This window comes from Pantoea sp. XY16 (assembly GCF_025153065.1).
Taxonomy (GTDB): domain Bacteria; phylum Pseudomonadota; class Gammaproteobacteria; order Enterobacterales; family Enterobacteriaceae; genus Pantoea; species Pantoea alfalfae.
Genome location: NZ_JANZNP010000006.1, coordinates 93657 through 108841, shown reverse-complemented (window position 1 = coordinate 108841; position 15185 = coordinate 93657). Strand labels below are relative to the sequence as shown.

The 15185-nt window shown below is 56.4% G+C and carries 13 protein-coding genes and 1 tRNA gene; 1 reads left to right on the top strand and 13 read right to left on the bottom strand.

The window, feature by feature from the left end; translation table 11 throughout:
• Positions 1-39: 39 nt before the first annotated feature.
• The 10 genes from N1689_RS10540 to N1689_RS10495 form a co-directional block, all read right to left on the bottom strand.
• Entirely contained in the window at positions 40-1110 is a 1071-nt protein-coding gene (locus N1689_RS10540) for an ABC transporter ATP-binding protein (protein WP_260058828.1), read from the bottom strand.
• Positions 1107-2087: an ABC transporter ATP-binding protein gene (locus tag N1689_RS10535; protein ID WP_260058827.1), complete on the bottom strand. Its 981-nt coding sequence runs from the start codon at positions 2085-2087 to the stop codon at positions 1107-1109. Before N1689_RS10535 ends, N1689_RS10540 begins: the two co-directional genes overlap by 4 nt.
• Complete coding sequence (gene opp4C, locus N1689_RS10530; protein WP_161734459.1) at positions 2084-3031, bottom strand: oligopeptide ABC transporter permease; 948 nt, start codon at positions 3029-3031, stop codon at positions 2084-2086. Before opp4C ends, N1689_RS10535 begins: the two co-directional genes overlap by 4 nt.
• Positions 3031-3990 (bottom strand): ABC transporter permease, encoded by a 960-nt coding sequence (locus N1689_RS10525; protein ID WP_260058826.1) that lies wholly within the window; start codon positions 3988-3990, stop codon positions 3031-3033. The genes opp4C and N1689_RS10525 overlap by 1 nt, the downstream gene beginning before the upstream one ends.
• A 53-nt stretch (positions 3991-4043) precedes the next feature.
• Entirely contained in the window at positions 4044-5705 is a 1662-nt protein-coding gene (locus N1689_RS10520; RefSeq protein WP_260058825.1) for an ABC transporter substrate-binding protein, read from the bottom strand.
• Between the two features lie 315 nt (positions 5706-6020).
• Positions 6021-7070 (bottom strand): LLM class flavin-dependent oxidoreductase, encoded by a 1050-nt coding sequence (locus tag N1689_RS10515; RefSeq protein ID WP_260058824.1) that lies wholly within the window; start codon positions 7068-7070, stop codon positions 6021-6023.
• Positions 7071-7092: 22 nt separating this feature from the next.
• Positions 7093-8043, bottom strand: coding sequence for an aliphatic sulfonate ABC transporter substrate-binding protein (locus tag N1689_RS10510; RefSeq protein ID WP_253419224.1), 951 nt, complete (start codon positions 8041-8043; stop codon positions 7093-7095).
• Positions 8040-8894: an ABC transporter substrate-binding protein gene (locus N1689_RS10505; RefSeq protein ID WP_222925275.1), complete on the bottom strand. Its 855-nt coding sequence runs from the start codon at positions 8892-8894 to the stop codon at positions 8040-8042. The genes N1689_RS10510 and N1689_RS10505 overlap by 4 nt, the downstream gene beginning before the upstream one ends.
• Positions 8891-10024, bottom strand: a complete 1134-nt coding sequence (locus N1689_RS10500; protein WP_260058821.1) for an LLM class flavin-dependent oxidoreductase — start codon at positions 10022-10024, stop codon at positions 8891-8893. The genes N1689_RS10505 and N1689_RS10500 overlap by 4 nt, the downstream gene beginning before the upstream one ends.
• A gap of 530 nt (positions 10025-10554) precedes the next feature.
• A tRNA-Asn gene (locus N1689_RS10495) sits at positions 10555-10630 on the bottom strand.
• 333 nt (positions 10631-10963) lie between these two features.
• Between N1689_RS10495 and N1689_RS10490 the strand changes: the two genes are divergently transcribed.
• Complete coding sequence (locus tag N1689_RS10490) at positions 10964-12085, top strand: Gfo/Idh/MocA family protein (protein ID WP_161736846.1); 1122 nt, start codon at positions 10964-10966, stop codon at positions 12083-12085.
• A 93-nt stretch (positions 12086-12178) separates the two neighbouring features.
• Here the strand turns inward: N1689_RS10490 and N1689_RS10485 are convergent, their stop codons facing one another.
• The 3 genes from N1689_RS10485 to N1689_RS10475 all read right to left on the bottom strand — a co-directional run bounded on the left by N1689_RS10485 (position 12179) and on the right by N1689_RS10475 (position 15120).
• Complete coding sequence (locus N1689_RS10485; RefSeq protein ID WP_260058820.1) at positions 12179-13009, bottom strand: glycosyltransferase family 8 protein; 831 nt, start codon at positions 13007-13009, stop codon at positions 12179-12181.
• A gap of 12 nt (positions 13010-13021) precedes the next feature.
• Positions 13022-14404 (bottom strand): D-arabinono-1,4-lactone oxidase, encoded by a 1383-nt coding sequence (locus tag N1689_RS10480; protein WP_161736848.1) that lies wholly within the window; start codon positions 14402-14404, stop codon positions 13022-13024.
• 83 nt (positions 14405-14487) lie between these two features.
• A complete protein-coding gene (locus N1689_RS10475) occupies positions 14488-15120 on the bottom strand; it encodes a TetR family transcriptional regulator (RefSeq protein ID WP_222925279.1) in 633 nt (210 codons plus the stop codon).
• Positions 15121-15185 lie beyond the last annotated feature (65 nt).

The following is a 15185-nucleotide window of genomic DNA, read 5'->3' as shown; positions in this document are numbered from 1 at the left end:
ACCGGGCACGTCTTTGCCAGTAACTGACTACTCATCACGCTAAACCTGAATGATATCTCTGTCAGGACCGCCCTGATGACCACTAATAGTTGCGGGTTTCACAAATCTGGTTGCTCTGTCTGGTGAAACTCCCACTCTGTTTTGCTGGACCAAATGACACGCTACATGATGCCCTGGCGACGCTTCACGTAATTCCGGTACTGCCTCGCGGCACTGCGTTTCCGCCAGCGGGCAGCGTGACGAGAAGCGGCAGCCGGATGGCGGGTGTGACGGATCCGGAATCTCCCCCTTAATCACCGCGATGGGTTCATGCTGTGGGTCGAGCGTCGGTACGGCGGCCAGTAGCGCCTGCGTGTAAGGATGCAGCGGCTGACTGAACAGGGCGTCGCGGCTGGCAGTTTCCACCAGTTGCCCGAGATACATCACCGCCACGTCATCGCAAAGATGTTCCACCACGCCGAGGTCATGCGAAATAAACAGGAAGGTGACGCCGAGGTCATCGCGCAGATCGGAAAACAGGTTGATGATCTGTGCCTGAATGGAGACATCCAGCGCTGAAATGGGCTCATCGGCGATAATAAAGTCCGGATTGAGAATCAGTGCCCGGGCAATGCCAATGCGCTGGCGTTGTCCCCCCGAGAATTCATGCGGGAAACGCGGATAATGCTGCGGAGCCAGCCCGCAAATCTTCATTACCGCGATTACCCTGTCGTACAACTCCGCTCGGGTGCAGAGTTTGTGTGCCAGTAACGCCTCACCAATCGCATCGCCGATACGCATACGCGGATTGAGAGAGCTGTAGGGATCCTGAAACACCAGCTGGATTCTGGGGCGCAGCGCCTGCATTTCCCGCGCCGTCAGCGTCGACAGGTCCTGTCCCCGATACTTAATCGTGCCAGCGGTTTTATCATATAAGCCCAGCAGTGTGCGGCCTACGGTGGTTTTGCCGCTACCGGATTCGCCCACCAGACCGAAGATGGTGCCCGGACGGATGCGAAAGCTGACACCGTCAACGGCACGAAGCTGCCCGGTTTCCTGACCAAACAGGCCGTCGCGTATCGGGAAGTGCTTCTTCAGCGCGTCCACTTCAATGATGTATTCAGAACTCATGCGAAAGATTCCACTTTTTCACGGTGAAAACAGGCGGCCTGCCGCGTCGTACCCACCAGCGGCGGTATGCCTGTCCGGCAAATTTCGCTGGCGCGTTCGCAGCGGTCAAAAAAAGCGCAGAATGCGGGCAGCGCGGCAAGGTCCGGCACCTGGCCGGGGATGGAGTAGAGCCGACGTCGCCGCTCGCCGGGAACCGGTCGGGAGGCGATCAAGCCCTGGGTATAGGGATGCAGCGGATTACGCAGTACCTCTGCGGTGGGGCCGTATTCAACAACCCGCCCGGCATACATCACGACTACCTGCTCCGCCATCCGGGCAATGACGCCCAAATCGTGGGTGATCAGCATCAGCGCCATCTGGCTGGCACGGGCCTGACCGCGCAGCAGACGCAGAATCTGGGCCTGAACGGTGACGTCCAGCGCCGTGGTTGGCTCGTCGGCAATCAGCAGTTTCGGCTGGCAGCTGAGTGCCATCGCAATCATGATGCGTTGTAGCATGCCGCCGGAAAGCTGGTGCGGGTAGCGGGTCATCAGACTCTCCGCGCGCGCCAGTCCGACGCGGCTAATCAGCGCGATCGCCTGCTGCCAGGCGGCTTTAGGTGATTCCCCCCGATGGCGAATCAATGGCTCACACAGCTGCTCGCCAATGGTCAGCACCGGATTCAGGGCGCTCATCGGTTCCTGAAAAATCATCGCCAGCTGGTTGCCTCGCAGGTCGGCCATCCTGGCGGGATTGAGTGTAAGCAGATCCTGCCCCTGGAAGCGGATGGCTCCGCCGTCAATACGCGCGGCCTGAGGCGGCAACAGTCCCATCAACGACATGGCGGTAACGCTTTTGCCACAGCCGGATTCGCCGACAATACCCAGGGTCTGTCCGGCATGAATAGTAAAGGAGACCTCCTGCACGGCCTGCACACGCCCCTGTTCGGCGGCAAAGGAGACGGATAACTGTTCGAAGGTGATCAGTGGCTGGCTCATTTCTGGCTCCGTTTCATGCGGGGATCGAGCGCATCACGCAAGCCGTCGCCCAGTACGTTAATGGCAACCACGGTGATAAAGATGGCGATGCCTGGTGGCATCCACAGCCACGGGCGACGCTGGAAGTCGATCAGGCTATTGGCGGCATCCATCATATTGCCCCAGGAGGGGGTCGGCGGGACGACGCCAAGACCGAGATAGCTCAGCGCCGACTCGCTCAGAATGGCGTTCGCCACAGCCATCGTCGCCATGACCACCAGAATCGGGATGGTATTGGGCAGCAGATGACCAAACAGGCGGCGACGTGATGACAGGCCCAGTACCTGCGTTGCCAGCATAAAATCACGCTCGCGCAGCGAAAGGATTTGCCCACGCACCAGCCGCGCCAGTTTAGGCCACTCCAGCAGGCTCAGCATAATGACGACCATATAGATGCGCGCATCTGCAGAGAAATCGAGCTCCGACAGCATGGCGCCGGCGACAATCAGCAGCGGCAGGCTGGGAATGGTCATGACCAGATCGGCCAGACGCATAATCAGCTTGTCGGTCAGGCCACCCGCATAGCCCGACACGGCACCGAGCAGATAACCCAGCGCCACCGACAGCAACATCGTCAGCAGGCCAATGGTCAGCGAAATGCGCCCGGCAAGGAGCAAACGGGTGTAGACGTCCCGCCCCAGAAAATCGGTTCCCAGCCAGTGCTGTGCCCCTGGCGGTTTATTGATCATCAGGGCATCCGTGGCGTCATCCTGCCACGGCGACCAGATTGGCCCCAGCACGCACCAGATCGCCATGACAATCAGTAAAACCAGGCACACCATCGCCAGCGGATTGTGCCGTAATGCCTGCCACGCCTGACGCCACGGTGAGGGCGTGGCCTGGGCCAGTGCCGGGATCACCGCTTTGCGCAGGCGGCGTTGCGTAGAAAAAAGTGAACTGATCATCATGAACTCACCCGAATACGCGGGTCAGCCCACGCGTAAAGCACGTCGGCCAGCAGATTGCCGAGGATAGTTAATACCGCCAGAAACAGCGTGAAACCCATCAGCACCGGATAGTCACGGGCAGCGAGCGAATCGATGTGGATATGTCCTGCACCCGGCCAGTTGAAGACTTTTTCGGTGATGAGGGCACCCGAGAACAGGCCCGGCAGCTCAAAGCCGAGCAGGGTAATGATCGGCAGCAGCGCATTGCGCAACGCATGTTTCATGATCACTGTGCGTTCGCGTAAACCTTTTGCCCGGGCAGTGCGGATGAAATCCATTTTGATGACGTCGAGCATGCTGGCGCGAAAATAGCGCGTCAGGCTGCCCGCCTGCAACATTACCAGTGCCAGCACTGGCAGCATCAGGTGGGCCGCCACCTGGATAATATAGGCCCAGCCGCTGTCATCACTGCCGGTGTTGGTCATGCCGCCGACCGGCAACCAGTGCAGATCTACCGCAAACCATTTGATTAACAGCAGGCAGAGAAAAAAGGTTGGAAAAGACATTGCGGCAAACACCAGCACGCTGACCAGATGATCGAACCACGAGTTGGGTTTGATTGCCGACGCGATACCGGCGGCCAGGCCAATTCCCCAGTAAAATACCAGTGCGACACTGGCGAGCAGGAAGGAATTCCAGACGTATTGATTGAGCAACTGAGTGACAGGAATCTGATATTGCAGTGAGAAACCCAAATCACCCCGCACCAGCTGGCCGAGCCAGTGCAGATAGCGGGTGAGCAGCGGCTGATCAAGGCCGTAAATCGCCTTCAGCTCAGCCGCGCGCGCGGCGGTCAGCGTCACGTTGCCATCAATAAAGTCACCGGGTGTCTTTGCAAACAACATAAAGATGATAAAAGAGGCAAACAGCAGCATGGGCAGGGTGTTCAGCAGCCGCCTCAGGATAAAATTTCTCATGGTCTTCTCATATCAGCCGTCAGGAAGCCCTGACGGCTGAACAGTTGGCAAGGTTACTTAACGATTTTGACGTCCGGCAGACTGCCGGTCAGGCCGTTATAGATATCCGGTTTAAAGCCGGTCACGCGGGCGCTGCTGGCGGAGAGGATCTGGCGATAGCCGAGCAGGATCACCGGTGGGTCATCTGCCAGCACTTTATACAGCTGGTGGTAAATCGGTTTGCGCTGTGCTACATCCAGCACGGCATTGCCTTCATTAATCAGCTTGTCCACCTGAGGATTGTTATAACCAGACTCCTTAGCTTCGGTGCTGTAGTAATCCCATACCCCGTCATGCGGGTCGTTTAACGTACTGGTACTAAAGGACGCCAGGTCGTAATTGCCCGCTTTGCGCTGGGCCATCAGGGCATTGAAGTCCACCACCTGGGGTTTCAGCAGCACACCAATTTGCTGCCAATCCTCTTTGGCGATCGGGATAAGCGCGTCGTTCAGCACTTTTTTGCTCGCCAGTAAGGTCAGTTCAAGACGTTTGCCGTCCTTTACGCGAATACCATCGGCTCCGGGTTTCCAGCCCGCCTCATCAAGCAGTTTTTTCGCCTGTGCCGGATCGTATTTGTAGGGATTCACGCCATCCGGGTTATACGCCCAGGAGATAGGCGCGATAGGTTCGACAGCAACCTTGCCATACCCCTGGTACACCACATCGATTAGCTTCTGACGATCCAGCCCGTAAATCAGGGCCTGACGTACCTTCGCGTCCTGCAACGCCGGGCGGCGAACGTTGAACTCGACTTTGCTGTAATCACTGGACCCGTAGAGGTTGATATTGGCAAAGCCGAGCAGTTTCAGCTGCTCAATATCATCCGGTCGTGAAGTGAAGGCGTCGTAATCCGTTTCACCGGTCTGGAACAACTGGAAATTGGTTGAGGGGTTAGTGACGCGATAAATAAAACGAGGCGTTGGCGGTGTGCCACGATAAAAGTGGCTATTGGCATGAAAACGAATTTCCTGCCCGGGGATGTATTTGTCATAGACATAGGGGCCATTGCCCAGCGGTTTGGCATGCAGGGTGCGCAGATAGTCAAGATTGCCACGCTTATAGCCTTTGCCGTAATAAGCTTCCGACAGCACCGGCCCGCCAATTTTTGCCAGTGTGGTTGCGCCAGGTTGTGTGGTGGTGATCTGGAGCGTGAGGGGATCGATCACTTTCAGGCCACTGACGCTGTCGGCTTTACCTGCTTTATATTCCGCGCCCCCGGCAATATTCGCGAGGGTGATGTCGGTGTCGCCATCATATTTCGGGTCGTATAAGACGGTAAGGGTAAAGGCGACGTCTTTGGCGGTGAGTGGGGAGCCGTCGCTGAACGTCAGATCGGGGCGCAGCTTAATGGTATAGACTTTGTTATCCGGGCTTACCGTCCAGCTTTCCGCCAGACCCGGCACCAGATTGCCGTGGCTGTCCCAGTCAATCAGGCGTGAAAAAATGACGTTAGTGACATTTTCATCCCAGCCGTTGACAAAAAAGTAAGGGTTAAAAATCCCCTGAGGTTCAGAAATGCCCGCGACCACTGTGTCTTTGCGCAATTTCGCCGCTGCCGGAATCTGGCTGGAATCGGTGGCCGGGGTGATACCTTCTTTAAGGGCATCGTCGGCAAACGTCATAGAGCTGAAGGCTGCCAGGCTGCTGAAGAGTGCTATTTTAAGTCTGAACTGCATGCTTTGTTTGTTTATTAAACTGACCAAAAGAGATCCCTCAAAAATATAATGACAATGTTCATTTACAAAAACTGAAAATTAATCGTCCCCTGATCCGCTGTCTAACAATCAAACGCTATAACAAATAACGAAATGTCCTTATGTTATTTATGGATAAGCTTGGGAATAATTGTCTTTATTATAAGAATGCGACTCAGATCAACGTTACGGCACATTAAAAAGATCGGTTACGAATCCGGACGTCCGCGCTATTTTTAACGCGTCAAGCCGGAATGCCGCGGTAAGGACATTTGCCGCTGACTGTCATTGTGGATTTCATTCGAGCCCAACGGGCGAGACATGCGGCAGTGCTGTCCAGCCCAGCTCCGGCGCAATCAGCGTCGCAAAATCGCTGATAATCTGGCTGTACTCCGCATAATGCAATTCGTAAGGCAGTTCGATTCTCAGCTCATTCACCAGACGTAAGACGGGATCGTGAAACAGCCGTTCGAGAATCTGCTCCGCACTGCCCACGATATCCTGAGAGAACAGGGTGCGTCGGGAGCCCTGGGGTGCCAGAGTGCGCGAGTAGCGGCTGGCGGCAAACTGCTGATAATGTCTGCGGGTGGTGGCATCCGCACTGTCAGTGGGAATGATGACGCGTCCCAGGGCGATGCGCGCCGCACGCCGACCGGAAGCCGCGAGATTTTCACAATACAGCTGGATTTGCGTCCGCTGTGCCTGGTAAAAATCATCCGTTTCTTCACCGGAGGTGAGATTGCCCGCGAGCAGATTAAACCCGTGGCTGCCTGCCCAGCGCGCCGAGCGAAGTGATCCTCCGCCGTACCACAATCTGTCGACCAGACCGGCTGCAAAGGGCTGAACACGCGGGCGTTGCGTATTGCCGGGTGAGAGAATGACCGTATTGTCATCACCGAAGAAGCGGCCACTCAGGTTATCGCGCAGAGTCAGGACGCGCTGGTAAGAAAAATCCTGCTGCTGCCAGGCATCACCCCAGACAGAATGACCGATTAACTCAAGATGATTAGGCGCGCCTGCGCTCAGGCCGACATTCAACCGTCCTCTGGCGAGAATATCCACTGTCGCCAGGTCTTCAGCCAGACGAAATGGACTCTCATAACCCATCTGAATTACGGCGCTGCCCAGTTCTATCTGGCGGGTACGTTGCGTGGCGGCCGCGAGAAAGGTGCTGGCTGACGATACGCCATGTTCCAGATGTCGCTGGCGTACCCAGGCACCATTAAAACCCAGCTGTTCACCGCGTTCGAACAGCTGTAACGTCTGTTCAAGCCCCTGAAGCGGAGCGTCATCAGGATAATTCCCCGGTGTCAGAAACGAGATATGCGAGATAGCCGGTTGCGTCATTCTGTTTTACTCATACCGGGGCTTAAGGCGTCAGCGTGACGACATGCTGGCGAATATCCGGATGGCTGGCGATCAGACCCTGTTGCTGATACCAGTCGGCTATATGCCCGATATGGGTTATTGCGGCGTCATCGACCGGCGTAACAGGAACGGTGTTGACCTTGCCCAGCAGTGCCGCCAGTGTGCTTCCCTGCTGCCCCATCTGTGAAGCCCAGATCTTACCTGCCTCAAGCGGATGGACTTTGGCCCAGTGGTTCTCTTGCTGCAATACGTCATAAACCCAGTTAAGCACTTCAGGGTGCGCCTTATAAAACGCCTCGCTGACGAAATAACCTGCTGCATTTTCCGAACCAATCTGCTGACCCGTACTCAGCTGGCGGGCGTCATAACTCTGCCTGGCCAGAGAGAGGAAGGGATCCCAGGTCGCCCAGGCATCGACATGTCCCCCTACAAATGCCGTACCGGTGTCGGAAGGGCTGAGGTAAACTTTGGTCACCTCCTGCTCCGGAATTCCGGCACGATCCAGCGCGCGTGAGAGCAGATACTCGCCGGTCCCGCCTTTGTTCACCGCCACCTTTTTGCCGCGCAGATCCTGCAATGAATGGATATCGCTGCTATTGCGCACCACAATCCCTTCACCTTCAGCGGGCATGGCCTGATAAGCGAAGAAACGCAACGGCAAACCCGCAGCGATGGCGGTAACAAACGCTGTGGAGCTGCCGGTGGTCATGTCAATTGAACCGGCATTTAACGCTTCATAAGCCGGGGCGGCAGCCGCAAAAGGGCCCGACCAGACGACGTTCACCTGATGCGCGGCCAGCGCTTTTTCCAGCGTTCCTTTCTCTTTAGCCAGTGCTAAGTCCGTGGGGCCACGCAGAAAACCAATGCGCAGCGTGAGCGGTTCAGTCGCCATGGCCATCCCGGCACACAGTATCAGTGCAGCAACAGCGGTACGGGGTATCCAGCGGGTCATATCTGTCTCCTGGCGTTCAGGGATAAAGCCATCGGGATGAACCCCACGGCAAAAAGATCGTCAGCCTGCTGCTGCTGTTCGGCTAACAGAGCGTCATTGGCAGGGGTGATCCCCCAGGGACGCCCGCGTATTGTTTCCAGCCACTCATCGGGCAGGGTGGTTGGGTTGAGCTTGTCGGCAAGGATCTGCGCGGCGGCTACCGGATGCTGCTCAATCCAGGCATCATTTACGCGCAACTGTTTCACGATCCAGGCTGCGACTTCGGGGTAACGTTGCTGCCACGCGGCACGCGTCCAGAACAGTGAACGGTTAATGATTTCATCGCCGACGGTGGAGCGCGCAACGACATCCTTTATCTGTAACGCGCGAGTCAGCCAGGGATCGATTGCCAGCCAGCCATCAATGTCGCCATTGCGTAACGCAGTCATGGCATCCTGCCCCTGCAGGTCCAGCAGGGTGACATCGGTGCGGCGCAGGTTTTGTTTTTGCAGCAGACGCGCCAGAAAATGATCGGTGAAAGAACCGGGCATGCCCGTCAGTCGTTTACCACGCAGCGAGGAGATAGTGTTGCTTTGCAATGTCAGCAACGCGCAGTTGTTATTACGTGGCGGCGAGCTGGCGAGATAAGCGACGTCCAGCCCGGTGGCCTGCGCACTTATCGGCGGGGTTGACCCGGTGCCAACCACATCGACCTGTTCATCAGCCAGCCACTCGCCGCTGCGTGCGCCCAGGGTATAGTCGAACCATTCCAGCTGCCAGCCCCGGTCTCTGGCGGCAGGTTCGATGACTCCGCGATGGCGCAGAATAAACAGCGAGAGATTACTGGGATGGCTTCCCAGACGGATTTTCATTGTGCTGGATCTCCACTTCCGACCGGACGATCCCATAGATTTCCCCAGGTAAAGGTATTCTTTGCCGCGTCATCCGGCGGGGTGAGTGACAGTCGTGGCATCACCAGTTCGCTAAAGCGATAGGCTTCCTCCAGCAAGGGGAAACCGGACAGGATAAACACCTCAACCCCCGCCTGCTGATAGGCTCGCAGGGTCCGTTCGACCGTTTCCGGACTGCCGACGATAGCGGTGCCAGGTCCGGGACGCACCAGGCCTATGCCTGCCCACAGTCCAGGGTAGATCTCCAGCTCGCGCGGATCGGCGGGTTTCTGGTCATTGTGCAGTGCACTCATACGGGACTGACCTACGGAGTCTGAACCGCGGGCCAGGTGCTGCCGGGCGGCAATGGCGCTGTCGTCCATCGAGGCATAAAGCGCGTCTACCGCCTGCCACGCAAGTTCATCGGTTTCGCGCACGATCACATAAAGACGAATGCCGTAGCGTAACTGGCGATGGTATTTATCGGCTCTGGCTTTCACCCGGGCGATTTTCTCTGCGGCCTGCGGCGGTGTTTCCCCCCAGGAGAGATAGGTGTCGATGTGCTTTGCCGCGACTTCCTGTGCCGCTTCAGAGGAGCCACCAAACCACAGCGGTGGCGGGGGATATCCGCCGTTGCTCAATGCCAGCCTGGCGTTCTCAATATCCAGGTGTTCCCCTTTGAAGCTGACATTTTCTTCATTAAGCAGGGGACGTAATACCTGCAAAAATTCGTCACTGAGATCATATCGGGCATCGTGATCCAGATGCATGCCGTAAGCGCCCAGCGTATTTTTATCACCGCTGACCACGTTGAGCAGCACCCGGCCTTTCGAAAACTGGTTAAACGTCACGGCCATTTTGGCAAGCAGGGTGGGTGAGATCAGACCCGGCTGGATTGCAATCAGGAACTTCATGCGTTCGGTATAGGGAATAAGTGCCGCCCCCAGAATCCAGGGATCATGTGCACCGGTCGCCAGCAGCGCGCCGGTAAAACCCAGATGATCTACCGCTCGAGCGACCTGCTGGAAATAGGCGTAGTTGACCTGCCGGCTGCCGGAGGCGGTCCAGGGTTGATGACCGTCTGGCGCGGTCAGATACCAGTAAATTTCCACGGTGGTTCTCAAAGTAATACAAACAGGAACCAAAGGAATAACAAAGGGTTATTGCGAGGGGAAATACTAATTATGGCAAAGTTTATCTATATCCAGGCTTAAGGTTATTTATCAAGCCGGGTCAGGAAGGTTGTTAAAATAAACGCGACCCTGCTGGGCCGTTATTTATCCGTTACTAATAGTGATTCGCTTTCACGTCATATTTTGACGCTTTAAGGCGTCAAATAACGCATCAACAGGTGGATATCATTGGCAGGAGATAGTGATGGCGCTTTTTTTGTCAGGCTATGTGGTCCGGGGTTGGTATGAGTTACCCGCTTGCCCATTTCAGGCTGGCATCATCACAATCAGAGTTTATTAAACAGAAACAGGCTTCGCCTGATAAGGGAATGATGACGCGTCGCGGATTGTTTTCCCTGCGCGTTATTCTCTGTGGCGTTGTCTGTCATTGAATATTTGTTGTGGAACATTTGAACGAACATCAGAAAAGCAAAAAGCCCGCTCAGTTTCCTGAGCGGGCTTCTCGAATTTGGCTCCTCTGACTGGACTCGAACCAGTGACATACGGATTAACAGTCCGCCGTTCTACCGACTGAACTACAGAGGAATCGTTTGAACGGGGCGCATAGTAACGGCCACGCCGGATCATGTCAAAGCTCTTTTTCACAAATCTGCGCGACTGCTGAAATAGTCACCACAATAGCGATTCGGACCATGAATGAATGGTCATCTCAGCGGCTTCCTGCGTTAAAAAGAGGTACGTCAGATTGAGGTGTTTATGAGGTATTCTGACGCGGCAAAGCCCTTGTCAGACCGCACTACGCATGATTTAACCGGATAGTTTTTTACAGGCGTCACAAAGTCCCGATTCTGGCTTTGTCAGCATCAAAAACGAAACGTAGATTCCATTTCAACCCTGAACTGAATATCCGGAGTTGAAATGAATAAAGTCAGAATCGGCATGATTGGCAGCGGCTATATCGGGCGCTGCCACGCGATAGCCTATGCCCAGGCCCCCACCGTATTTGCGCTGAAAGGCGAAATCGTGCGGGAGATGCTGGCCGAAGTGAATCCTGAGCTGGCGGCGCGTCAGGCGGCAACCTTTGGTTTTTCTCGCTCTACCGGCGACTGGCGCGCGCTGGTCAGCGATCCGGCGATTGATGTGGTAGATATCTGCGCACCCAACTTCCTGCATAAAGAGATGGCGCTGGAGGCGATACGCCATGGCAAGCACGTCTATTCAGAAAAGCCGCTGTCGCTGAGCGTGGCGGATGCGCAGGAGATGGTGGCGGCCGCCGAAGCGGCAGGGGTGAAAACGCTGGTCGGCTTTAACTACATGAAAAACCCGACCAGCCAGCTGGCAAAAGAGATCATTGCCAGAGGCGAGATTGGTGACGTGGTGCATTTCTACGGCACCCATAACGAAGATTATCTCGCCAGACCGGAAACGCCGCTCGACTGGCACTGCCAGAAAGCGCTGGCAGGGCTCGGCGCGCTGGGCGATCTGGCGGCGCACATCGTGAATATGGCGCACTACCTGGTCGGGGATATTACCGAGGTCAGCGGCGACATGATGACGGTCATCACCTCACGGCCCGACCCGAAAGAACCTGCGCGACTGTTACCGGTAGAAAACGAAGATCAGGCCAGCGCGCTGCTGCGCTTCCGCAATGGCGCACACGGCGTGATTGAAACCTCGCGTATCGCCTGTGGCGCAAAAATGGGCCTGACCTATGTTGTCACCGGCACAAAAGGCACGCTGCGCTACACCCAGGAGCGCATGGCGGAACTGGAGCTTTATCTGCATGACGAACCTGCCGGGCGACAGGGATTTAAAACCATCCTGACCGGACCGGCCCATCCTGACTACGCGAACTTCTGCGTTTCAGCCGGACACGGCATCGGGTTTAACGATCAGAAAACGGTGGAGATCCGCGACCTGATCAACGGTATCGCGGCGGGCGATCGCATGTGGCCCGATTTTGCCGAGGGATTGCAGGTGCAGAGGGTGCTGGAAGCGATTGCCCACTCCGCAGAGCAGCGCCGCTGGGTCGAGGTGTAAGGCAGAATCTGAGAAAGAGAAGATATAGCGAGTGGCAGACTACGGAGTTGAGTGAACAGGCGCGAAGGGCGGGAGTGTCCCGCCCGTATCCAGTCAGATCAGACCGCTTTTTTCCCACCACAGTTTATCCAGCGCATAGAAGCGGTCGCGCTGGCTCTCGGGCTGGCTGAGGTCGCGCTTCCAGGGCTTCGCAAGAATGTAGTGCAGGTTCTTCACCTCATCCCCCTGCCACAGACCGCTGTGCTGGAATGGCAGCGTTTTTAACGCATTGTAGATATACGAGAGCGGTTTCCAGCGATCGGCAAAGACTTCATTCAGCAGATCCTGCTCGGAGAAAGGATAAGCGCTGAGATCGTCAATCGCCGCAATCCGTTTTTCCAGTACATCGAACATCGCATTGTCGGGCTTAAGCACCAGAAAACCGCCGTTCAGGTAGTAGTCAACGCTCTCCGGAGCCTGCTCACCGCGTGCCTGCCAGGTGTAGTGGCACTGCTCGGGCTGCCATTCTGGCGGATAAGAGGCAATCTGGTTCGGATTACAGCGGCAGGCGTGACAGGCCGCCAGCGGATTATCGCCCAGATCCAGGGTAAACAGCTCGTCCATGTTCTGCAGCACCAGCATATCGGCATCCAGAAACACCACGCGCTCATAATCGGTAAGCTGCCAGGCACGCAGCTTGGTCCAGACCTCGCCAAACTGCGCCGAGGCGTAATGCTGATCGAGATCGTCGCGCGGATAGAGTGGTTCAACCGGTTTAATCACACAGCCCTCATCCTGCAGACTCTGACAGTCAGCGTCTGAAATGGCTGGCGTGGTCATCACCACCAGTGGCCACTGGCTCTGGCTCTCCTGCAGCGAACGGTGCAGCGCTTTCACGCCCACCACATAATCGGGTTGTGTTAACAGCGTTACCCAGGCAAACATAGCTTTCCTCAATCAGTCAAAAAGTGGCGTGATGTAGTCGTTCCCCAGTCGGCCCTGCGGGTCGAGCTGGCTGCGCAGGGCGCGGAAGGCGTCCCACTGCGGATAGATCTCACGCCAGTTGTAGCGTTCTTCGTCGTAATACTTGCCCCAGTGCGGGCGTCCGCCCTCTTCGGCGAGCAGTTTTTCCACTTCGGTCAGGAAGTGCAGCCCTTCCTGGGACAGCGAGCCATCGTCGGCGTAATAGACCACAAAGCCGAAAAAGCAGGTCGGCTGGCCAGCAGCCGGGCTGAGCCAGGCCGATGAGGCGCCGGTACAGCGCAGAATAATCGGGTAGTGCATGTGCGGACGATTCTCCGCATACCACTGCTTAATCCGGCGGATGATGGCCGGGGTTTTTGCCAGCGGCACGCCGATTTCCACATTGATCTGGGGGACCGCGATGCCGCGGCAGAACAGCTGATAAATGTCACCGGTAACATCGGTGAAGTCGCGAAAACGGGTGACGGTACGGAATTGTTTTCCGCCTTTGCCCTGAATCTGCGTGTCGCGGTGCATATGCGCCAGCGTCTGGTCGATGGTGTCGTTGAGGCTGTCATCAACGTCACCCTCATGCTCGACCACCTGGCGACCCTGCGCTTCATAGCGCTGACGCTCTTCATCGCTCGCCTCATGGGCGTTCCAGACGTGCATCAGGTTGTCGTCAACAAACCACCAGGCCTTGCTCAGCGGATAGTCGTTGTTCCACTGCAGCAGATCCTCTTCCAGCGTATCGGCAGAGACAGCATTTTTGTGGCAGGTAAAGATCTTAAACGGCTGGGTGCGCAGGGTAACGGCAGTGACAATGCCCAGCGCCCCCAGCGAGACCTGCGCCGCCGGAAAGTCAGCGTCGCCGCGGACAAATTCCCGCACGCTGCCATCGGCCAGCACCATCCGTATGGCCAGCGCTTCATCGGCAATGGAACTCTGCTGCAAACCCTGACCGTGCGTACCGGTCGCCATCGCGCCTGCCAGCGTCTGAATCGCAATCACACCCGGCGATGACGCCAGCATCCGGTTCATGTCGGTCAGGCTGCGATAAACCTGCTCAAGCGGGGTGGCACCACCAAAGGTCACGCTCTGCTCATCACTGGCGAGCTGACCGCTCAGTGCGCTGAGATCGAGCAGTACATCGTTATCGGCGACATGCAGCATCCGGCCGGGCGACAGCTTGCTGCCGATCACCCGGATTTTGCCGTGTGATTCGCTGATCAGTTTCTGTAGTTCTGCTTCGCTGGCGGGACGCTGAACCTGATGATGAGTGCCAATTTGCGCATTCTGCGCCCAGTTCCACAGCGCATCATCATTGGGTTCAACATGGGTCTGGCGAAGCGGATAGAGGCGTGCGTCTCTGCTCACAACAGCATTCCTTATAATCGCATTTTAATGACAAGTTTAACTAAGCGTAGACTATTGCTAAGCGGAGCCGGGGCGGCGGACATTTATTTGCGGACATAGCGTAACGTTGCAGTGACAGCGAGCTGACGATTGCGGCGGATACTCTCGGCTTCGCTGTTGTCAGGACTGAACAGGGCGTTGAAGGTGTAGCGGTTTGAGACGTGATGCACGCAGATACTGCTGATCAGGCGATGGACATCGATGGTCTGCACATCACCAGTAAATACCCCCTGTTGCTGACCGCGCGCCAGGATGTCATCCAGCAGATCCAGTGCGCTGCGGTTCAGCGCTTTAATCTGCGGCGACTGGGTGATGTAGCGACCGCGCAGCAGGTTTTCACTGCAGACCAGCCGGATAAAATCGGGATGCTCGACGTGATAGTCAAAACTGGCTTCCACCAGTCGGGTCATGGCCAGTTCCGGCGCCATCGCCGCCAGATTCAGGCCGGTTTCATGCTGACGTATCTGCTGATAAACCTGCTCAAGTACGGCGATATAAAGCTGTTCTTTACTGCCAAAGTGATAGACCACCATGCGTTTCGTGGTTTGCGCATGCTCAGCAATCTGCTCCAGCCTGGCACCCTGCATACCAAATTCAGCGAAGGTTTTCAGTGCGCCTGCAATAATGCGTTTCTTCAGCCCTTCAGGGTCATTTTTACGTTTTGTGAGTTCTGACATGGTGCTCAATAAGGTGATTCTGACCGGGGAATGTTAGCACAGTGTTGAGAGGCTGCGCGCAACCA

Excerpts from the sequence above, each read along its gene's own strand:
- N1689_RS10490 (WP_161736846.1), top strand. The coding sequence starts at position 10,964 with ATGAATAAAGTCAGAATCGGCATGATTGGCAGCGGCTATATCGGGCGC.
- N1689_RS10485 (WP_260058820.1), bottom strand. The coding sequence starts at position 13,009 with ATGTTTGCCTGGGTAACGCTGTTAACACAACCCGATTATGTGGTGGGC.
- opp4C (WP_161734459.1), bottom strand. The coding sequence starts at position 3,031 with ATGATCAGTTCACTTTTTTCTACGCAACGCCGCCTGCGCAAAGCGGTG.
- N1689_RS10515 (WP_260058824.1), bottom strand. The coding sequence starts at position 7,070 with ATGACGCAACCGGCTATCTCGCATATCTCGTTTCTGACACCGGGGAAT.
- N1689_RS10475 (WP_222925279.1), bottom strand. The coding sequence starts at position 15,120 with ATGTCAGAACTCACAAAACGTAAAAATGACCCTGAAGGGCTGAAGAAA.
- N1689_RS10505 (WP_222925275.1), bottom strand. The coding sequence starts at position 8,894 with ATGAAAATCCGTCTGGGAAGCCATCCCAGTAATCTCTCGCTGTTTATT.
- N1689_RS10525 (WP_260058826.1), bottom strand. The coding sequence starts at position 3,990 with ATGAGAAATTTTATCCTGAGGCGGCTGCTGAACACCCTGCCCATGCTG.
- N1689_RS10535 (WP_260058827.1), bottom strand. The coding sequence starts at position 2,087 with ATGAGCCAGCCACTGATCACCTTCGAACAGTTATCCGTCTCCTTTGCC.
- N1689_RS10510 (WP_253419224.1), bottom strand. The coding sequence starts at position 8,043 with ATGACCCGCTGGATACCCCGTACCGCTGTTGCTGCACTGATACTGTGT.
- N1689_RS10520 (WP_260058825.1), bottom strand. The coding sequence starts at position 5,705 with ATGCAGTTCAGACTTAAAATAGCACTCTTCAGCAGCCTGGCAGCCTTC.
- N1689_RS10540 (WP_260058828.1), bottom strand. The coding sequence starts at position 1,110 with ATGAGTTCTGAATACATCATTGAAGTGGACGCGCTGAAGAAGCACTTC.